At 65.7% G+C, this 18,806-nt stretch carries 17 protein-coding genes and 2 pseudogenes; 9 read left to right on the top strand and 10 right to left on the bottom strand.

Features of this window, described 5'->3' with window-relative positions; genetic code table 11:
* The first annotated feature begins 50 nt into the window (after positions 1-50).
* The 5 genes from VM621_RS19045 to VM621_RS19025 all read left to right on the top strand — a co-directional run bounded on the left by VM621_RS19045 (position 51) and on the right by VM621_RS19025 (position 6,525).
* Complete coding sequence (locus VM621_RS19045) at positions 51-815, top strand: GYF domain-containing protein (protein WP_325470544.1); 765 nt, start codon at positions 51-53, stop codon at positions 813-815.
* A 218-nt stretch (positions 816-1,033) separates the two neighbouring features.
* Positions 1,034-2,377, top strand: coding sequence for an alpha-L-fucosidase (locus VM621_RS19040; protein WP_325470543.1), 1,344 nt, complete (start codon positions 1,034-1,036; stop codon positions 2,375-2,377).
* A gap of 280 nt (positions 2,378-2,657) precedes the next feature.
* Positions 2,658-2,924, top strand: coding sequence for a DksA/TraR family C4-type zinc finger protein (locus VM621_RS19035; protein ID WP_325470542.1), 267 nt, complete (start codon positions 2,658-2,660; stop codon positions 2,922-2,924).
* Between the two features lie 118 nt (positions 2,925-3,042).
* Positions 3,043-4,848 (top strand): GGDEF domain-containing protein, encoded by a 1,806-nt coding sequence (locus VM621_RS19030; protein ID WP_325470541.1) that lies wholly within the window; start codon positions 3,043-3,045, stop codon positions 4,846-4,848.
* Between the two features lie 105 nt (positions 4,849-4,953).
* On the top strand, positions 4,954-6,525 hold the full coding sequence (locus VM621_RS19025) for a methyl-accepting chemotaxis protein (protein WP_325470540.1): 1,572 nt from the start codon (positions 4,954-4,956) through the stop codon (positions 6,523-6,525).
* A 7-nt stretch (positions 6,526-6,532) separates the two neighbouring features.
* Here VM621_RS19025 and VM621_RS19020 read toward each other — a convergent pair whose 3' ends face one another.
* On the bottom strand, positions 6,533-7,150 hold the full coding sequence (locus tag VM621_RS19020; RefSeq protein WP_325470539.1) for a helix-turn-helix transcriptional regulator: 618 nt from the start codon (positions 7,148-7,150) through the stop codon (positions 6,533-6,535).
* A 168-nt stretch (positions 7,151-7,318) separates the two neighbouring features.
* Between VM621_RS19020 and VM621_RS19015 the strand changes: the two genes are divergently transcribed.
* Both VM621_RS19015 and VM621_RS19010 read left to right on the top strand, forming a co-directional pair.
* Positions 7,319-8,557 (top strand): NAD(P)/FAD-dependent oxidoreductase, encoded by a 1,239-nt coding sequence (locus VM621_RS19015; RefSeq protein WP_325470538.1) that lies wholly within the window; start codon positions 7,319-7,321, stop codon positions 8,555-8,557.
* Positions 8,554-9,591: a L,D-transpeptidase gene (locus tag VM621_RS19010; protein WP_325470537.1), complete on the top strand. Its 1,038-nt coding sequence runs from the start codon at positions 8,554-8,556 to the stop codon at positions 9,589-9,591. Before VM621_RS19015 ends, VM621_RS19010 begins: the two co-directional genes overlap by 4 nt.
* 9 nt (positions 9,592-9,600) lie before the next feature.
* Here the strand turns inward: VM621_RS19010 and VM621_RS19005 are convergent, their stop codons facing one another.
* The 8 genes and pseudogenes from VM621_RS19005 to VM621_RS19680 all read right to left on the bottom strand — a co-directional run.
* Positions 9,601-10,371 (bottom strand): DNA/RNA non-specific endonuclease, encoded by a 771-nt coding sequence (locus tag VM621_RS19005; RefSeq protein ID WP_325470536.1) that lies wholly within the window; start codon positions 10,369-10,371, stop codon positions 9,601-9,603.
* A 140-nt stretch (positions 10,372-10,511) separates the two neighbouring features.
* On the bottom strand, positions 10,512-11,414 hold the full coding sequence (locus VM621_RS19000) for a LysR family transcriptional regulator (protein WP_325470535.1): 903 nt from the start codon (positions 11,412-11,414) through the stop codon (positions 10,512-10,514).
* A 37-nt stretch (positions 11,415-11,451) separates the two neighbouring features.
* Positions 11,452-13,203 carry a GGDEF domain-containing protein gene (locus VM621_RS18995; RefSeq protein ID WP_325470534.1) on the bottom strand — a complete coding sequence of 584 codons (1,752 nt, stop codon included), beginning with the start codon at positions 13,201-13,203 and terminating at the stop codon, positions 11,452-11,454.
* Positions 13,204-13,226: 23 nt separating this feature from the next.
* Entirely contained in the window at positions 13,227-13,508 is a 282-nt protein-coding gene (locus tag VM621_RS18990; RefSeq protein WP_325470533.1) for a hypothetical protein, read from the bottom strand.
* Between the two features lie 66 nt (positions 13,509-13,574).
* Entirely contained in the window at positions 13,575-13,793 is a 219-nt protein-coding gene (locus VM621_RS18985) for a hypothetical protein (RefSeq protein ID WP_325470532.1), read from the bottom strand.
* 49 nt (positions 13,794-13,842) lie between these two features.
* The gene (locus VM621_RS18980; protein WP_325470531.1) at positions 13,843-14,679 is read right to left on the bottom strand and encodes an SAM-dependent methyltransferase; all 837 of its coding nucleotides are present in this window, start codon (positions 14,677-14,679) and stop codon (positions 13,843-13,845) included.
* A 180-nt stretch (positions 14,680-14,859) separates the two neighbouring features.
* Entirely contained in the window at positions 14,860-15,978 is a 1,119-nt protein-coding gene (locus VM621_RS18975) for an NAD(P)/FAD-dependent oxidoreductase (RefSeq protein WP_325470530.1), read from the bottom strand.
* A gap of 148 nt (positions 15,979-16,126) precedes the next feature.
* Positions 16,127-16,174 (bottom strand): annotated as a pseudogene (locus VM621_RS19680) (hypothetical protein); the annotation flags it as partial.
* Between the two features lie 60 nt (positions 16,175-16,234).
* On the opposite strand from VM621_RS19680, the pseudogene VM621_RS18970 reads away from it, so the two are divergent.
* Positions 16,235-16,429: pseudogene (locus VM621_RS18970) on the top strand (hypothetical protein); the annotation flags it as partial.
* A 4-nt stretch (positions 16,430-16,433) separates the two neighbouring features.
* Here the strand turns inward: VM621_RS18970 and VM621_RS18965 are convergent.
* Positions 16,434-17,996 (bottom strand): FAD-dependent monooxygenase, encoded by a 1,563-nt coding sequence (locus VM621_RS18965; RefSeq protein ID WP_325470529.1) that lies wholly within the window; start codon positions 17,994-17,996, stop codon positions 16,434-16,436.
* A gap of 85 nt (positions 17,997-18,081) precedes the next feature.
* On the opposite strand from VM621_RS18965, the gene VM621_RS18960 reads away from it, so the two are divergent.
* Positions 18,082-18,708 carry a TetR family transcriptional regulator gene (locus VM621_RS18960; RefSeq protein WP_325470528.1) on the top strand — a complete coding sequence of 209 codons (627 nt, stop codon included), beginning with the start codon at positions 18,082-18,084 and terminating at the stop codon, positions 18,706-18,708.
* Positions 18,709-18,806: the final 98 nt, after the last annotated feature.

Here is an 18,806-nt window from a genome sequence, read left to right as displayed (position 1 = left end):
TCTGTATGATGGCCGCGCGGTGACCATCACACCGAGACAGGGGCAGGACATTGGAAGACGCACAGATTTGGCTCGGCCTGAACGGACAACGCTTCGGCCCGTACACGCAGGCAACGGTCCAGCGCTGGCAGCAGCAAGGCGCCCTGGACACCGGCACGCTGTGCTGGCGCGAAGGCATGATCGAATGGGTGCCACTGGACCGTTTCCTGCGCGACAACGCCGGCGCCGGGACAGGTGTCTTCGGCGAACCCCCCTCGTTCGACGTGCCACCGCCGGGGCTGACGCCGCGCGCATCGGTGGCTACGGTGGCCGCGCGCGACGACGTACCCGTTGCGCCGTCGCTGCACTGGGGCTGGGTCGCCTTGCTCAGCGTGGTGACCCTGGGCATCTTCGCGCTGATCTGGATGTTCGTGCAGTCGACCTGGGTCAGGAAGATCGACCCGCGTAGCAGTGCCACGACGTATCTGATCGTCGGTGTGGTCTGCGGCCTCAGCGGTGGCTTCGTCGGACCCGACTCGCAGGTGTACTTCCTGTTGCAACTGGTCAACGTGGTTCTCGTGGTCATGGGCTACTTTTCGATGTCCGCGTCGATCAAACGCTTTGGCGCCGAGCGCGGGCTGCCCGTCGATATCGGTGGCGTGACGCTGTTCTTCTTCACTCTCTGGTACATGCAGGGCCAGCTGACCCGCATCGCCAACTGGCAGCGCACGGGTGTCGTCGAAGACGCGCCGAAGGGGATCTTCTGGGCGATCTACGCGGTCCTGGTCGTCCTGCTGATCGTCCTCGTCGTCGCCGCGGTGCAGTTATTCCGCTGAGCGTCACGAAATGCGCCACCGCTGTTTGACAGCGCTGGCGATGACGGCGAAAGTCGGTCGTCATCCCATGCGGAGATCGGCCATTGAATCGACGTGAGTTCGCCAAATCACTGGCTGTCGCCAGCGTGATCGGAAGTGGAGCGTGGTCCGCGACCCGCGTGAGCGCCGCGGCGGCGCCGCCGGCTTCGCCCGCGCCGGCGCCTTCAAGGCACGTGCCCGTGGACCCCGTGCGACTACAGGCCTTGCAGCAAGCCTTCCTCGACCTGCGCTTTGGCATGTTCATCCATTTGAACATGGCCACCTTCGAGGAGCGCGAGTGGGGCGACCCGACGTTGTCGCCCAAGCTGTTCGATCCGAAACACCTCGACACCGACCAGTGGGCGCGCGCGGCGAAATCGGCCAACATGGGTTACGCGTGTTTCACCACCAAGCATCACGACGGCTTCTGCCTCTGGCCGACGAAGACCGCCAGCGCCAACATCATGCAGTCTTCGTACCCGCACGATGTGGTGCGCCGTTACGTCGATTCGTTCCGCAAGGCGGGCCTCAAGGTCTGCTTGTACTTCTCCATCCTCGACCTGCGCGCGGATATCCGCGCCCGCACGGTCACGCCGGAGAAGATCGCGCTGATCAAGGCGCAGCTCACCGAGATCCTCACCCAGTACGGTCCACTCACGGCGTTGATCCTCGATGGCTGGAGGGCATCGTGGTCGCGTATTTCGTACGCCGAGCTGCCTTACCGGGAGATCTACGATCTGGTGAAGACGCTGCAGCCCGATTGCCTGGTCACCGACCACAACGCCGGCAGCTACCCAGGCACGGCGCTGTACTACACGGACATCAAGCAGTACGAGCAGCACGCCGGGCAGAAGATTCCGCCGAACAGTCCGGTGCCCTCGCAATCGGGCACGACCCTGCAGAGCGACTGGTTCTGGAAGAAGGCGTATCCGACCTCGGAGCTCGCCTCGGCCAAGACGATCGTCGACGAGTGGCTGGTCCCGTTCAACGAGAACCACTGCAACCTCATCCTCAATGTGGCCCCCAATCGTGACGGGCGCTTCGACGACAACGCCGTGGCCCGTCTCGCCGAGATCGGCAAGCTGTGGAAGAACCCCGGCCCCGCACCGAGGATCGGCCGCTCGGTCACCATCACCACGCCAGACCTCGCCGCGGGGAAGCCGGCCTGGGCCAGCGCGAGCGACGAAGCGGTCGGACCCGACCAGGCCTTCGACGACAACTTCCGCAGCTACTGGCTGGCCGACCGCGGCAAGACCGAGGCCTGGATCGAAGTGCGCTTCGAACAGCCCGTGGCGTTCAACACGCTATCGATCGTCGAGGCGCTCGGCGCCGAAGGGTATGGTCAGGCGAGCCGTATCACCGCTTACCGGGTGGAAGTGGAGCGCGACGGTGCATGGGTCGCCCTGGTCTCGGGCGGGCAGCCGGCGCCCTACCAGTTTCACGAGGTGGCGCGGACCACGGCGAGCCGGGTCCGTCTGAACGTGACCGGCCAGCAGCCGGGCATCACCGAGTTCGGCATCTACGACGAGCCCCGCGCCGGCTGAAGCCGGCATCGCCGCTGAAGCGGCTCCCACACGAGGCATCGCCGCTGAAGCGGCTCCTACATGAGGCATCGCCGCTGAAGCGGCTCCCACATGAGGCATCGCCGCTGAAGCGGCTCCCACAGGAAGCTTTGGCGCTTTGTGTGGGAGCCGATTCATCGGCGATGCCCTGGCCCCTTGGAAGGCGATGCCCGGGCCCTGCGGAAGGCGATGCCCTGGCCCTTTGGAACCAGTGACTTGGCACCATATCGGTAGCTTGAGGCAAGCCACCGGGAGGTGACCCATGGCAACCGGATGGGCGGGCGATACCGCCGTGCAGGACCAGATCGACGCGACCATCGAGGACGCGGTCAAGCGGGCGCGCAGCCAGCTGCCGAAAGGCCCGAGCCTCGAGCGCTGCGAGGAGTGCGACACACCGATTCCGCAGGCACGCCGCAAGGCCGTGCCGGGCGTGCGCCTGTGCGTGGCATGCCAGGAGCTGGCCGATCGCGACGAAGCCGCTTTCAGCGGCTACAACCGTCGGGGCAGCAAGGACAGCCAGCTGCGCTGAAGGCGTTGGCCAGATGCTTGGCGTGGCCTGTAACAAATTAGAAATAACTGATTGTAAAAGGGTTTTCTAAAGTATCGTCGCGGTCGGCCGTTACCTTTCGCAGTTTTCCGGCTCTCCCATGACGATGCTTATGAACACGCCCACCGGCAGTCGCGAACCGTCGTTGATCGAGCAGGCCCTCGCGGGAGACTCGCTGATGGCGGTCTTCCAGCCGGTCATCCGTGTCGACACCGGCGATGTCGTGGCGCACGAGGGGCTGATCCGCTCGTCCTTGCCCCACTTCAACCTCACCCCGCCCGATCTGCTCGATCTGGCACGGGCCCGCGGGCGCCTCGGTGAATTCGAACTCGCCGCGGCGCGTTGCGTCGTCTCGCACTTCGCGGCACGTGCCTTGACCGGCCGCCTGCTGGTGAACCTGAGCGCCCAGGCGATCATGCAGGACGGCGTGCGCGCCGAAGACGTGCTGGACGCGCTATCCATTCCGGGCTTCGACCTCGGCCGGGTGACGATCGAAATCACCGAGCGCGACATCGTCGAGAATCCGGCCCGACTGGCCCATTCGCTCGGTTTCCTTCGTGCGCGCGGGATACGCGTCGCGCTGGACGACTTCGGCAACGGTCATTCGAACTTCGAGATGTGGAATGAGGTGCATCCGGAGATCGTGAAGATCGATCGCTATCTCATCAACGGCCTGGCACACAGCGTGGAGCGACTGGCCATCGTGCGTGCCCTGATCTCGGTGGCGGAAACGTTAGGTGCCGAACTGGTCGGCGAAGGCGTCGAGGACGAAGCGGACCTGCTGATGCTCCGTGAACTCGGTATACCGTATGCGCAGGGCTTCCTGATCGCGCGACCGTCGGCCGGATCGACCATGGAGGCCCCCGCCCGGGTCACCACCGCGCTGTCGATCGCGCACGTGCCAGTGCCGCCACGTTCCCGCGGCCCGGTATCCGCACGGCCGTTCACGGCCGGCCACATGTTGATCGACGCACCGTGCCTCTCGCCCGCGCAGACGAACGAGGACGTGGTGGATCTCTTCGCCTCGCAGCCGCGTCTGCATGCCATCGCCGTTGTCGACCAGGGCCTTCCCATCGGTATCGTCAACCGACGCACGTTCACCGAGCGCATGGCGCAGCCTTTCGCGCGCGAGCTGTTCGGACGCAAGCCGTGCACCAGCTTCATGCATCCCGAACCGTTGCTCTGCGACGAGGAGATGTCGTTGCAGAGCATGGCCGATATCCTGCGCGGCGAGGATCAGCGTTACCTCAGCGACGGCTTCATCATCACCTCGCACGGTCGTTACCTGGGCCTGGGCACGGGAGAAGCGCTCGTGCGCCGGGTCACCGAGATTCGTGTCGAGGCCGCGCGCTACGCCAATCCGCTCACTTTCCTGCCGGGGAATCTCCCGGTGACCGAACACATCGTGCGCCTGCTGCAGACGGGCCGTCCGTTCGCGGCCGCGTACTTCGATCTCGATAACTTCAAGCCCTTCAACGACCAGTACGGCTATTTCCGCGGCGATGAAATGATCCGCCTGCTCGCCAGCACGCTGACCGGCGATCTGCGTCAGGATGGCGACTTCGTCGGGCATATCGGCGGCGACGACTTTCTGGTCATCTTCCAGGGCGACGACTGGGTAGCCCGCTGCGAAGGCATGCGCCTGCGCTTCAATGCCATGAGCGGTAACCTGTTCGACGAGATCGACCGCGAACGCGGTGGCATCGACAGCGAGGATCGCCATGGTCACCAACGATTCTTCCCGATCACCACCGTTGCCGTGGGCGTCGCCTGTTTCGTCGACGCGTACCCGGTCGACCCGGAAACCGTGGCCAGCCTTGCCGCGTCGGCCAAGCGAGTGGCGAAGAACACCGGCGCCGGCCTGCACATGGTGACGTACGAAGAGCAGCTTCGGGTTGTCGTGTAACCACGTATTCAAGTGCCTGAAACAAAAGCATAATCTTCGAAAATAAAGCTAAAGTTGCCGAATTTGCGGCCGAAAGGGAGGCATCCCCGTCCCCCCGAGTACGCCATGCGATCCCCCCGAATCCGCCTGCCCGAGCTCACCCTGCGCGCCCGTCTGTTGTTGCGCATGGCCGGCACCATTCTTCTCCTTCTCGCGCTCTGGATCGTCGGCGGCGTGCAGTTGCGCACCGCCGACCAGCGACTCCAGTCCGTCGTCGACGAGACGCTCGCCCCCGTCGCCGATGTCGGCCGCATCCAGAACGACTACAACGACCTGCTCGACGCGCTCGTGCACGCCACGCTGACCCGGCTGCCGTCCTCGGTCGACGACGCCGTCACCGCCATCGGCAGCGATCGCCACGACATCGACAAGCAGTGGAAGTCGCTCACGGCCAGTGGTTTGGGCAAGGCGCAGAGCAAGCTGGTCGCGCTCGCCGCGGAGCATCGCAAGGCGGCGGACAAGGCCGTGGACGATGTGATCGAGATGCTCAAGGCCGAGCAATACGACATCGCCCAGTTGCAGCTGTCCAACGACGTACAGTCCGCCGTCGTACCGCTGAAGAGCGACTTCTCGAACCTCTTCGCACTCGCGCTGGATGGCGGCAAGGCCGAGGCCGAGGCGCAGCACGCCGACATCCGTCGTGGCGGCGTCACCTCGGCGATCCTTCTGGTCGTCGCCTTGCTCCTGGCCAGTATCGTCGACCTCGCGATCATCCGTTCGCTCGGCCGCCGACTTCGCCAGGCCTCGGAGGTTGCCGCCGCGATCGCGCGCGGCAACCTCGGCGCACGCATCGATATCGGCCGCAACGACGAGATCGGCGCTTTGCTGACCTCGCTCGCGGCCATGGATGCACAGCTGGGTAACGTCGTCATACAGGTGCGCGATCGCGCCGAGCATGTGGCGCAAGCCGCCGGCGGCATTGCCCGCGGGAACGATGCGTTGAACGAGCGCACACGCACGCAGTCCGAGCATCTGCGCTCAACCTCGGCCTCGATGAACGACATGGCCCGGGCCGTCGCCGGCGGTCTCAACCATGCCAGCGCCGCGCACGGCGCCGTCGCCCAGACGCGCGCCATGACCGACGAAGGTCACAGCGTGGCGATGGACGCCATCGGCAACATGCGCGAGATCCGCCGCCGTACCGAACGCATGAACGAAGTGCTCGACCTCGTCGACCAGTTCGCCTTCCAGACCAACCTCCTCGCGCTGAACGCGGCCGTGGAGGCCGCGCGTGCGGGGGACCACGGGCGCGGCTTCGCTGTCGTCGCCTCGGAAGTGCGCGACCTCGCCAAGCGCTGCGCCGCGGCCGCCCGCGACATTCGCGGCCTCATCGCCGAAAGCGACGACGCCGTGCAGGCCGGCGTCGCCTCGGTCGATCGTGCCGGTGCCGTCCTCACCGGGATCGGCGAGCGCGTGAACCAGCTCTCCGCCCTGGTCGATTCGGTCATGGACGCCACCCGCGGCCAGAGCGACGGTATCGCGCGGGTCAACGGAGCCATCCACGGTATCGACGAGACCACGCGCGAGAACGCCATGCTCGTCGAACAGGCGGCAGCGGCAAGCCGCGCGATGCGCGAGAGCGCCCAGATACTGCGACAGGAGATGGCTTACTTCGTGCTGGAAGGCGAGGCCGCCTGATTCACGGCTAGGTCGCTTCGCGCACGGCCTTGAGTGTCTTGTACAAGGTCGCGCGCGAAAGACCCAGCAGCCTGGCGATGTACGTCGCGGCGTGGCGTACATCGAACAGGCCGCGGTCCTCGAGCAGCGTGACCAGGGCCTCGCGCTCGACGATGCTCATACCGGCCAGTGTCGTCCCGTGCTCGCCGAGGAAACGACCGACGATGTCGTTGATCTCTTCGCGCCAGTCGTTGCGAAACAACGCGGCAGGGCGCGGCGCCGTTTCGGCGAAGCGCAGGAAGTCCTTCGAGATCGCCTGCATCGCTTCGAACATGCTCACATCCACATTGATGCACAGCAGCCCGACGGGCTTGCGGCGGTTGTCGCGCAACACGGCCGTGATCGATTTCAGCGAGCGGCCATCCGCGTTCGTCTTGGGATAGGGGCCGATGACGGGATCCTCGAGCGAGCCGAGGTCGTCGAGTTCCGCGAGCGAGTCGTCGCCGGCCTTTCGCGGCGACATGCGATTGGCGATATGACGGATCGTCCCGCTGCCGAGGTCGTGGATGACGACCTCGGCATGCGGCTTGAACACAGTGGCTATCGCATCGGCGACGGGAACGTAGGGTGCAAGAAGGTCGGCCATCACCGGATCATCCGTGTCGCGATACGGATTGTCCAGATTGGACGTCCTGTTGAATATCCTTGGTCGCGGTCACGGTCGGGCGCGCCCAGGGGAAACGGCGGCCGGCAAGGGCGGCCCTCGTCGACGGCACGGTCTTGCTATCCTCGCCGGCAACGAAGAGGACCACGGATGAAAGTCGCCATCGTAGGCTACGGAACGGCAGGGCAGGCAAGTGCGATCCTGCTGTCCGCGCAGGGACACGACGTTACGGTTTTCGAGAGAAGCCCGACACTTGGCCCGGTCGGTGCGGGTTTCCTGCTGCAACCCACGGGTATCGCGGTACTCGACCGGCTCGGCCTGGCTGGGCAAGCGATGGCCCTGGGCCAGCGTATCGACGAACTTCACGGCGCCACGCCCCGCGGGCGCCCGGTGATGGCCATGCGCTACCGTGACCGTCGTGCCGACTGCTTCGGCCTGGGCATGACGCGCGGTGCGCTTTTCGAGCTACTGCGCGAGGCGCATCCGGAGGCGGCGCATGTCCGTACCGGTGTCTTCATCGCCGGCTACGACGCGGCTACGCGCTCGGTCATCGACGCCGACGGTGTATCGCACGGCCCGTTCGACCTGACGATCGCCGCCGATGGCGCACATTCGGTACTGCGCGTCGGCTGCGAGAACCAGGTCAGCCGCGAGGCGCTGTATCCCTGGGGCGCGGTGTGGTGTCTGCTGCGCATCGACGACTGGGCGTCCCCGACGCATCTGCGGCAACGCTACGCCGGCACGCGCGCGATGATCGGCATGCTGCCGGTCGGCACACGGCCCGGTCACGACGGGCGCTGGGTGACCTTCTACTTCAGCCTGCCGGGTACCGTGGTCGACGTCTTCGACGACCTCGCCGTCGTGGCGATGAAGGCGACGGTCGCCGAGATCTGGCCCGAACTCGCCCCGCACATCGCGCACCTGGCGCATGCCGAGCAGCTCAATCGTGCGCGCTACCGCGACGTGGTCCTGCGTCAGCCGCATCACGGGCGTCTCGTCGTCATCGGCGATGCGGCACACGCCATGAGCCCACAGCTGGGGCAGGGCGTGAACATGGCCCTGCTCGATGCCGCCGCCCTGGCCGACGCATTACGCGACCACCAGGATATCGATCGTGCCCTGGACGCCTACCGTCGCCGGCGTCACGCCCACGTGCGGATCTACCAGCGCATGAGCCGCTGGCTGACGCCGCTCTTCCAGTCCGATCGCACGGTGCTCGGCTGGTGTCGCGATGCCTTGTTCGGACCACTGGGCAGGATGCCCGGTGCCCGCGGGCCGATGCTGAGCATTCTCACCGGTGAGGCCGGTCACGCGGCAGAACCATACTCGCGCGTGCGGGCAGACTCGGTTTACGCTCTGGGCGAAGGGGAACAAGGGAGATCCGGATGAAACGCGTTGCCGCTGTCGTCGTACTGTTCGTGTCGCTCGCCACCGTCTCGTACGCCGCCAATCCCATTCCCATGTGGGGCGCGAAGCAGTCCAGCCCGGCGGATACCCGGCCGGCCGATCTCAAGCCCGGCCAGTGGATATGGGGCGGCCGCGGTGCCTCGCCGGGTCCGATGGCGGTGATCGTCAGCATTACGGAGCAGCGCGCCTACGCGTACCGCAACGGCATCCTCATCGGCGTGACCACGGTCAGCACGGGAAAGAAGGGACACGAAACGCCGACCGGTGTGTTCACCATCCTGCAGAAGGACAAGGACCACCATTCGAAGAAATACGACGACGCACCGATGCCCTATCAGGAGCGCCTGACCTGGGACGGTGTCGCCCTGCATGCCGGCGGGCTGCCCGGCTATCCGGAATCCCATGGCTGCGTGCACATGCCCACCGAGTTCGCGCGACTACTCTTCGATGCGACCAATATGGGCATGACCGTTGTCGTCGCCGAGGAAGGCACCGCGCCGGTGACCGTGGTTCATCCCAGCGCGGTCATTCCGATCGACCCACGCAACGGCAGCGATCTGCCACTCGAACCGCTAGCCGATGGCGTGCCCTATCGCTGGAATCCGGACGCCTCGCCTACCGGTCCGATCTCCATGGTGCTCAGCGTTCCCGACAGCAGGGTCATCGTCTTCCGCAACGGCATCGAGATCGGTCGCAGCCGCGTCGAAGTGAAGGACCCGCTGGTCGGCACGCACGCCTTCATCGTCGCCTCCGGTTATATGCCGGAGGCGCCCCAACGCGCAGGTCTGCAGATGCCCAACTGGATCACCATCGGTATTCCCGGCCATGGTGACGAAGCCGGCAAGGTCGTAGACGAAGCGCTGGTCGACCGCGTATCCGTGCCGCGCGAATTCATGGAGAAGATCGTGCCCTTGCTCGCGCCGGGGTCCGTGCTGCTGGCCACCGACGAGAGCGTGCAGCCGGAAACCACCGGCGGCAAGGTACAGGTCATCGACTCGAATCCGCCGGGCGTCTGAGCGGACCCTTCAGTTCGGTAGCGGCAGCGAGATCGGGTTGGCCTTCACCGTTGCGCTGAGGGACGGGAACGGATCGATGCCGGTCTCGTCGACGATGGTGTCGATCGAGACCACCGCACATACCGGCGCATCGACGTTCGAGCAACGCCACGCGGCCGCGCCGCCTTCGCTCGGGGCGTAGATCGCCTTCCAGGTGTAGTTCGGAACGACTACCGCATCCGCACCGATCGTGTCGGGCGTCGGGCCGTCGAAGGCCGGTCCGGTGACGACGAACACGTCGCCGTCTTCCGTCGCCATGGTGCGCAAGGCGGTTTCGATGCGCTCCCACTTCCCGGTATTGAGCGTGTGATTCTGCGGCACCATGTTGGCGAGCGAGAAACTCTGCTTCTGCGCCGTGGCATCCGGCTCGTCGCCGGACGGCGTCATGTGGCCACGGTCGTATCCGCTGCCCTTGTAATCGGCCAGCTCGGCGCGGTCGGCTACGGGAATCGCCGTCTCGGCATGGAAGGCGTCTTTGCGCGGTGTGTTCTGCGCATCGGCGATCTGTGCCGCGGTGAGGTGCTCGGCCGACCACAACGGACCTTTGGTGACGCCCGAGGCGAGCACCGAGTAAGCCTCGTTGCATAGGGCCGTGGTGCGCTCGGCAAGCGAGTTGTCGATCAGGTCGGGCGCCTGTTCACCCGGAAAGAACTGCGGACAGGCCGTGTCGGATGCATTGACGGCGCCGGCAAGGCACAACGTGACGAGCGCGACGAACGCGCGTGCATGGCGGATGCTCATGATATTTTCCCCACAAGAATGAACGAAGATCCCCTGTTCGCGAGCCTCGCCATTCTTGCCGCACGGGATGACGCTAGTGGTGCACGAACACCTCGCAAAGTGCGACCTCGTTCGCACTTCGAGATATCGCTATCGCGTGTTCAGTGATCGAAGCCGTTCTCGCCGATGGCGTCGACAAGATACGTTACGAGTGACGCGATGCGCGCGGAGATCGCCGTATTGCGGTAGTACACGGCATTGATCGGCTGGCGGAATTCGATGGTTTGCCTGGTCAGGACCTGCACGAGCCGACCGGATTCGCGATCGTTGCGGGTCATGAAGTCGGAAAGGCAGACGATGCCGTTGCCCTCGATCGCCAACTGGCGCAGCGTCTCGCCGCTCGACGCACTGATCGTCGGCTTGATATGCACAGGCTGTTTCTTCTCGTCGACAAGGGGCCAGTCGTTGAGTGCGTCGGGCTCGGTGAAGCCGAGCAGCGAGTGCTTCGACAGTTCCGACACCTTGCGTGGCGCGCCACGTGCATCGAGGTAGCCAGGACTGGCCAGGCAGCGCACACGGCTGCTGCCGATCGGGCGTGCGTGCAGCGTCGAATCCTTGAGCCGGCCGATCCGTAATGCGACGTCCGTGCGCCGCTCCAGCAGGTCGATGAAGCCTTCGTTGCTGTGCAGCTCCAGCTCCACGTCCGGGAAGCGCTCGCGGTACCCGGCGACCAGAGGCACGACAACGTGCAACATGAAGGGCGAGGCAGCGTCGACGCGCAGACGTCCGGCGGGGCGACTCCGCCGCGTGGCCATCTGCTCTTCCGCGTTCTCCACCGCGGCGACGATATCGCGAGCGCGCTCGAGGAAGGCTGCGCCCTCGTCCGTCAGCTCGATGCGGCGCGTGGTCCGACGGAGCAGGGTGGTCTGCAGCTTCTCTTCGAGCCGACCGAGCGTGCGACTCGCCGCCGAGACGGTCTGGTCCAGCTGCTGCGCCGCCCGGGTGATCGAGCCGGTATCGACGACGGCGATGAAGTTCTGGATCTCGTCGAGGGTGATGTTCATCGTTGATTTTCGCCCCGGGGCATCCGGTCCATACGTGTCAGGCAGCGGTGACGCTGTCGGCTTCGGAGGCGGCGATGACGCGATTCCGGCCGGCGCGCTTGGCGCGATAGAGCGCCTTGTCGGCCTCGCGACAGAGCAGGTGCAATGTGTAACCGCATCGGTCCGTGGAAGCCACGCCGACACTGACCGAGAGCGAGACAATGCGTCCATCGTCCTCGACGGGAGCGGCTTCGATGCCCAGGCGCAGGCGATCGGCCGTGGCCAGGGCCTGGGTGCTCGAGCAGCCGATCAGCAGGATGCCGAACTCCTCACCACCCAGGCGGCCGAACAGGTCCTTGGGCCGCAGGTGTTCCTGGAGAACGGCCACGGTGTGCTGGAGCACGATGTCGCCCATGGCATGGCCATGGGTATCGTTGACCTGCTTGAAATGATCCAGGTCGATGGAGATGAGGCAGGCGCTGCCGCGATTCTTCTCCTGAAGGCGCAGTAGCCGTTCGGCCTCGCTCATGAAATGCTGGTGGTTCAGGATGCCCGTCAGGCCGTCCAGGGAGGACATCCGCTTGAAGCGAAGCTGCGAACGTTTCACCCGGAACAGCAACATCGCGATCGATGCCAGGACGACGAGCAGGAGCGCGATGTAAAGCCGGCCCTTGGCCACGGTGCTGGCGTCCAGGGACTGCTGCAAGCGCAGAATGCGATTCTGCGTGCTCAGGCTTTCCGTCGTCAGGGTTTGCACCATCTGCTGTTGCTGGCTTACCTCGTAGGCCATGCTCCGCACGCCCAGGTCGTTGAGGTAGCCCTTGTCGAGGGTGACGAAGTGCTCGTAGTACGCGAGTGCGGCCGTAGCGTTGCCCTGCCGCTTTTCCACCCGGTACAGCACTTCGTAGGCTTCTTTGAGCCAATCGCTCATCGCATCGGCGCTGTTCATCGCGACGACGGCCAGCGCGGCTTTCTTGGCGTCGACGTCGTTACCCAGCTTTTCGAAGGCCTGTGCGCGCTGCACCTTGGCCGATTCTTCATGCGGGAAGTAGTGATTGTTGCGAATGCTGGGATCGAGTCGGTCCAGCATCGCGATCGCCTTCAACGGCTGCCCTTCGTCGAGCAGAAGGGTGACCATGAGCAACAGCGCACTGTTGGTCGTCACGCCCTCTCGTGAGGCGGTACAGGTGTCGATGGCTCGCGCCAGTTCCGGACTGGAGGACGTGAGTCGCTTTCCGTTATAGAGCGCCGCGGCCTTCAACCAGACGGTGAGGCAGTGGGATTCGCCCGGCGCGATGGCATCGTCAGCCATATCGGCATACTTGACCGCGAGGTCGGTTTGCCCCGCGAAATTCATCATCTGCGACAGGTTGGTGAGTACCGAGGATCGCGCCCGCGGATCCTTTATCGAGGGCAGGCTCGTCGACAGCTTGTTGGCCAGGACGAACGCCTCTTCGTAGCGTCGGTTGAGTGCAAGGTTGCTCAGCAGGAGCGCCGATGCCTTGGCGGCCAGGGTGTCGTCGCCCGAATGGCCGATGATCTGGCGAAACTCGGCCTCCGATTTCGCGTACGCGCCCTCGAACATGGCTTCCCAGGCGTCGAGATAGCGCAGGTGCCACTGTTCGGCGGTCGACAGGCTCATCGCTTCGGCGTGAACCTGCGAAAGGCGCTGTACGAACTGCGGGTGATCCTTCGTGCGCAGGTCCTCGATCTGGTCGAGGATGCCTGCACGTTCTATCTCCGCATGGGCCGAGACGGGATGCGTCAACGCACAAAAGGCCAGGGTCGTCGCGACGACCCATGACCTCATGGCGTTGCGCAGCCGAGTCACCGCTACTTCGTCGGATCGGATTTCGACGGGGTATCGGTCGTCTCGTCGTGCTCCGGATCCGTTTCGCCGTCCAACTGGCCCGGCGTCTGGGTGGCCTGGGGCGCCGCATTGGTGTTGTGCCCCAGTTCGACCGCGAGCAGCGAGCTGTCGCCCGATGCCACCGCCGCCGTCAGCGCGTCGGAGGCCTTGGCCTGCTGGAGGACGCTCGTCAGTTCCTCCGACGTGGCGTGACGCAGCGACGCGTCGCGCCCAATCGCTTCGAGAAGTTCAATCGTGTCGGACATGTCATCCCCTGTTTGGCGTGGTCGTATCGAAAGCACCATGACGGCGGTGCTCCCGATTTCTTGAGCTTAAGCCGGACCGCAATAGTGCTGGTTCACCTGCGGCACCTGCATGAGCTTGTATCCCAGCTCGGCAAACAGCGCCGAGGTGTCCCCTGAAGCGACGGCGGCGGTCAGCGCCTCCGAAGCGTGCGCCTTCGCCAGCGCGGTGCCCAGATCGTGTGCGGAGGCGTGGCGCAGGGAAGCGTCGCGACCGATGACTTCGAGCATTTCGATGGTATCTAGCATGTCGTTCTCCTTCCGGTGGTGGTTGGCGCAGCGGATCGGACCACTGGCCTCAAGCCGATGATGCTTCTTTTTCCATCTTGTCCAGGGCGGCGAGCCGTTCCCGGATCGCCATGTTCGCCTTCAGCGGTGCCGCCGGCGGCAGGATCACCGTTTCCTCGGTAGGCACGTCCACATGGGGAAGGTCGCGCAGAGCGATGCGACGAATGCGCGGCTTCTGAATGGGTAGCGTGACCGCGCGATAGAGGATGATCTCGTGGTCCAGCGGGTAGTCCTGGCTCAGTACGTCGACCAGCACCTGCCGGTACGCGCCGCTCGTGGTGAAGCGGGCCAGCGAGCGATCGCCGACCAGGCCGACCTGCCAGAGCACGAGATAGGCGCTCGGGTCGATACGGCGCTCGTAGAAAAGCAACTGGCCGGCTTCGTAGTGCTGGCAACCCACGGTGCCGGGGTCGATACCCAGATCGGCGTAGAGGCAGTCTTCGGCCGACACCCCAGGCTCCATATGCGCCGGGAAGCCTTCGGCGCGGGCCACCTCGATCGCCTTGTGCGGCGACCAGGCGAAGATGCCCGGGTGCCCGTAGAACACGCCGCAGACGCGCTTGCCGGCACGGACCTCGGCCATCATCAGGTCGACCCACTCCTCGTAGGTCTTCCGGCGCGATTTCCCTTCCTGGTAATACGGCTGGAGGCTGCGTACGTCGGGATGCATCCGCTCCAGCCACTGCTCGACGATGTTGTCGGAGAGGCCGGCAAAGACGACGTCGGCCTGTTCGATGTGGCTGCGCGACAGCGGGGTCAGGTGGGAGCCCAGGGTCATGCCCATGCCGACGATGGCCAGGCTGCCCCGGCGGGGGGCTTCAGGAGGGGCCAGCAGAGTGGTGTTCATCGCCTGATAGTAGGCGATGTCCCGCGGCAGAAGCACGCTCGCTTGCAGCAGCCTTTCCCTGGGCAAACGCGGCCTGGCCGTGCCTTGGTGGGCGACGGTTGCCGAATTTGCACGTCCTGCCCCGGTGGCTCCCTGGGAAAACGATGACAGGAGGCTCTCTCCTGTCGCTCGCATGTCAGCTCACTTGAGCGGCGCGTAAGTGGCCCGATAGCTGCGCGGGACGACGAACGGCATGATGAGCCGACGAAGGCCATAGGGAAGGCGCGCCGCCTTCGATAGACGGTCGGTCGCGGCTTGTACATGGGCGACCCGCGGTTGGCGCGCCTGCTCGAAGCGGCGCCCGATCGTCGCGGTGTCATCGGCCCCGGCGACCATGCCGGCGAGCGCGAGGGCATCCTCCATCGCCAGCGCGGCACCCTCCGCCCACACCGGTGCGGTAGCGTGTGCCGCGTCACCGATAAGGATCACCCGGCCCTCGCTCCACCGAGCCAGTCGCACTTCCTCGATCGGCGAATGGTAGAGGGCTTCGGGGTGCGCGAGCGCCCAGGAGAGGGCCTTACGGGCCCGCTCGGGGAAATCGCCGAACACCTGATCCAATGGGTGCGGATCGTCTGCGGCCACACCCGGCGAGTCCACGGCGACCCAGCCGTAGACAGTCGCGTCGTCGACGGGAAGCAGCAGGATCATGCCGCGCCTGCCGGTCCACAACGTCCAGCCCTCGACGCCCGGATTGGGCGCCATGAAACGCCAGCTGGCGGAGGCGAGACGTGCTGCGGACGGTTGCGATGCCGCCATGAGCGCCTGTCGCACGGTGGAGCGGACGCCATCGGCGCCCACCAGCAGGCTTGCGGAAAGCTCCTCGCCATCGTCGAGACGCAACGTGGCGGCGGTGGCGTCCTGATGGACGTCCGCGATGGAGCGATCAGCCCTGTGCGCGGACGCATCCAGGCCAGCACCGAGCAGGCCCATGAGATCGGAACGGCGCATTGCACGCGGGCGCATGGCCTCACCCCAGAACGCGTCTTCGTCGATGGTCGCAAGAAGACGATCGTCTTGCGCCCGGTATTCGCGCTTGCGCACCGGATGGCCCAGCCGCTCGATGTCTCCGGCCAAGCCAAGTCGCGCGAGCGCCGCGATGGCGTTTCCGGGAAGGTTGATGGCGAGGCCTCCGTCGGCCGCCAGCGGCCTGCGCTCGACCACGAGGGAGTCGATGCCTTGCTGCTTCAATGCGCGCCATGTCGCCAGGCCGGCGATACCGCCACCGGCGATGACGATGCGCTGCGAAGGTGCGGTTGCCATGGGAAGCGTCCTTAAAGAGCCAATTCCCGATTATGCCCCGCCAGCCTTCGATGGAGGCACCTAAGCGACGACGTCGACGCCCTTCGCTCGGACTATGCGTCACGACCGTGATCGCCAGCGTCGGTGGCAGGCGGCGAGCGAGCTGCACGCACGTCGTTCCGCCGTCCAGGATCACCACCTGCCCCGGAAGAATCATGGCTGCCGCGCGTGTCGCGATGGCCGACTCGGCAACGGCGCCGTCGTAGCCTCGACACGGGTCGGTCGCGGTGGCGGTCTCGAAGGGGAGGGCGAGGACATCGAAGTGATCGAAGTGGCGTTCGACGACGCGCTCGCCATGATCGAGCGCGGCGAGATCGTCGACGCGAAAACGATCATGTTGCTGCAGTACGCGGCGCTGCACATCTTCGCCTCGTCCCGCTCATTCGATCGCCTCGACGCCCATCTGCCTTAGCGCCTCAACGGGAAGGCGCGCCGCAGGAGCAGGACATCGAATCACCGCCTTCCGGTTCGCCAAACCATCGGCCCACCTGGCGTGCTACATCCTCGGCAACCGCGTCGCTATCGGTCGCCCAAGCCACGATGCCGTCGGGTCGAACCAACAGGGCGCGAGCACCAGGCCACCGCTTCGCGTCGCCGGACACGTAGACGATGCGATCCTCCCAGCGACGTGCCAGGGACGCCAGTGGCGCACTCGCGTCGAAGTCGAGTAACACGCCCTTTCCCGTTCGCAGGTGCTCGCCCAGTCGCGTTCCATCGGCCAGTTCGACGTCGGGGGCGCTGCGACCGATGAGCGGATGCTCGCCACCAAGGGGGTAGCGCAGCGAAACGCCCCACACGCGCTCGGCGAAATAGGTCGCGCCATCACGGGTGTCGACCAGGTCCCGAACGATGGCTTCGAGCGCGCGTGAACTTGCGCTTGGCCGCATCAGCGCCACCTGCGCGCGCGACCAGTCCAGGACCTTCGTGCCCACCGGATGCCGTTCCGTCATGTAGGTGTCGAGCAGCCCATCCGGCGCATGGCCGCGGATCGTCGCGGCCAGCTTCCAGCCAAGATTCATCGCGTCGCCAAGGCCGAGATTGAGGCCCTGGCCACCCAGGGGCGAATGGATGTGTGCGGCGTCACCGGCGAGCAACACCCGTGTCTTGCGATACGCGGTCGCCTGGTGGGCGCGATCGGTCCACGTCGTGGCAAGTCGAAGGGCCGTCAGGGTGATGTCCGTGCACGAGACGCGGCGAAGCACCGCCTGCACGTGTTCGAGTGTGATCGGGTTCACGCGATGGCAAGCACCGCCGTCGAACTCGACCATGCCGATGATGCCGGGCGGCGCGTACGTGTACATGCCCGTCGGCGTGTAGTGCCGGCCAGGCCGAAGTGCATTCGGTTCGGCGATGTCCCCATGGATGGTGTAGCCCGTGAACTCGGGATCCGTGCCGACAAACGCAAAGCCCGCCGCCTTGCGCACCGCGCTTCGGCCACCATCGCAACCGACGAGCCAGCGGCCGTGATATACCTCGCCGCCCGCGCTTACCGTCACGATGTCATCCGACTGCGCCAGGCTGTCGACGCCCGAGCCCCGCCTGATGTCGGCCCCCATGGCCGTCGTGTGGGCTTCAAGCGCCCGCTCCAGCGCTTCCATCTCGACCATCAGGCTCGTGCCGGCGGGGCCGGGCAGGCGCCACGGCCACTGCGACCGGTCGATCCTGTCTTCGTAGAACGGAATGCCGGCAAAGTGACCGGCCGGGCGTCGGGCCTGCCCGGCCCAATGGACCGTGCCCGAAGCGCCGCTCGCCTCGCTCGACGGCTGCGCCGCGACAACGGCGTCCAGCATGCCGCGGCGGTGGAGGCCTTCGATCGAGGGTGCGGAGAGGCCGCGCATTCCGAACGGGAGTCGCTTCAAGGCGGAGCCTGGATCTTTCCGCGGTTCCAGCACCAGCACGGACACGCCGTGGAGGCGCAATTCACCGGCGAGGAACAGACCGACCGGGCCCGCGCCCGCCACCACCACGTCGTAGACCAAGGCAATATCCTCCGCTGACGGCCAGGCGACGCTGGCGCTCTAAATAGTTACACTGAGTGTAAGTTTCTACAGGGCAGGCGGCCAGATGTCAAAACCGGACGGGCTTCGGAAGCAGAAGAAGGCAGAGACGCGGCAGGCGATTTCGAACATCGCCACGCGACTGTTCGTCGAGCGTGGCTTCGACAACGTCTCGGTGGCCGAAGTCGCCCTCGAGGCCGGCGTCGCGCGGAAGACGGTGTTCAACTACTTCCCGCGCAAGGAAGACCTGATCTTCGACCGTGAGGACGAAGTCAGGGCGCTGGTGCGCGAGGCGATCTCCGGGCGCGGAACGCAGCCGCCGGTCCCGGTGTTCCAGGCCCTGATGCGCACCCTGGTCGCGACGGGCCATCCGATCTTCCGGATAACGGAACGGCCGATCGCCTTCTGGCGTACGGTCTCGCAAAGCCCGGCGCTCACCACGTATGCGCGTGAGCTGCAGGTGACACTCGGCAACGATCTGGGGGACATGCTTTCGGACACCGTGGACCAACCACGCGGCGATCCCGGCGCACGCCTTGCCGCTGCGATGCTGGTTTCCACGCTCGTGGTGGCCTATGGCGAAGCGCTGCGGGCCTTTCGGGAAGACCGCGATCCCATGAAAGCCTTCGTGCGTGTGATGGAGCGCGGCTTCACAGGCGTTCATGCCGCGGTCGCCGGCACGCCTTATGGCTGAGCCGCCGGCACGCTGTCGATTTCTCGCCGGGCCATTCGACGAGGTAATGAAAGCAACATATCCCGCCGTCCCGAACACCGCCCCAGGAGACACGCACC

Origin of the sequence: Luteibacter sp. (assembly GCF_035539195.1) — a bacterium.
Lineage (GTDB): Bacteria > Pseudomonadota > Gammaproteobacteria > Xanthomonadales > Rhodanobacteraceae > Luteibacter.
Note: the sequence above shows the minus strand (reverse complement) of the source record. Positions and strands in the feature narration are given on the sequence as shown.

What these genes read in the sequence shown, in the direction of transcription:
- VM621_RS19035 (WP_325470542.1), top strand. Translation starts at nt 2,658, where the DNA reads ATGGCAACCGGATGGGCGGGCGATACCGCCGTGCAGGACCAGATCGAC.
- VM621_RS19030 (WP_325470541.1), top strand. Translation starts at nt 3,043, where the DNA reads ATGACGATGCTTATGAACACGCCCACCGGCAGTCGCGAACCGTCGTTG.
- VM621_RS19025 (WP_325470540.1), top strand. Translation starts at nt 4,954, where the DNA reads ATGCGATCCCCCCGAATCCGCCTGCCCGAGCTCACCCTGCGCGCCCGT.
- VM621_RS19020 (WP_325470539.1), bottom strand. Translation starts at nt 7,150, where the DNA reads ATGGCCGACCTTCTTGCACCCTACGTTCCCGTCGCCGATGCGATAGCC.
- VM621_RS19015 (WP_325470538.1), top strand. Translation starts at nt 7,319, where the DNA reads ATGAAAGTCGCCATCGTAGGCTACGGAACGGCAGGGCAGGCAAGTGCG.
- VM621_RS19010 (WP_325470537.1), top strand. Translation starts at nt 8,554, where the DNA reads ATGAAACGCGTTGCCGCTGTCGTCGTACTGTTCGTGTCGCTCGCCACC.
- VM621_RS19005 (WP_325470536.1), bottom strand. Translation starts at nt 10,371, where the DNA reads ATGAGCATCCGCCATGCACGCGCGTTCGTCGCGCTCGTCACGTTGTGC.
- VM621_RS19000 (WP_325470535.1), bottom strand. Translation starts at nt 11,414, where the DNA reads ATGAACATCACCCTCGACGAGATCCAGAACTTCATCGCCGTCGTCGAT.
- VM621_RS18995 (WP_325470534.1), bottom strand. Translation starts at nt 13,203, where the DNA reads ATGAGGTCATGGGTCGTCGCGACGACCCTGGCCTTTTGTGCGTTGACG.
- VM621_RS18990 (WP_325470533.1), bottom strand. Translation starts at nt 13,508, where the DNA reads ATGTCCGACACGATTGAACTTCTCGAAGCGATTGGGCGCGACGCGTCG.
- VM621_RS18985 (WP_325470532.1), bottom strand. Translation starts at nt 13,793, where the DNA reads ATGCTAGATACCATCGAAATGCTCGAAGTCATCGGTCGCGACGCTTCC.
- VM621_RS18980 (WP_325470531.1), bottom strand. Translation starts at nt 14,679, where the DNA reads ATGAACACCACTCTGCTGGCCCCTCCTGAAGCCCCCCGCCGGGGCAGC.
- VM621_RS18975 (WP_325470530.1), bottom strand. Translation starts at nt 15,978, where the DNA reads ATGGCAACCGCACCTTCGCAGCGCATCGTCATCGCCGGTGGCGGTATC.
- VM621_RS18960 (WP_325470528.1), top strand. Translation starts at nt 18,082, where the DNA reads ATGTCAAAACCGGACGGGCTTCGGAAGCAGAAGAAGGCAGAGACGCGG.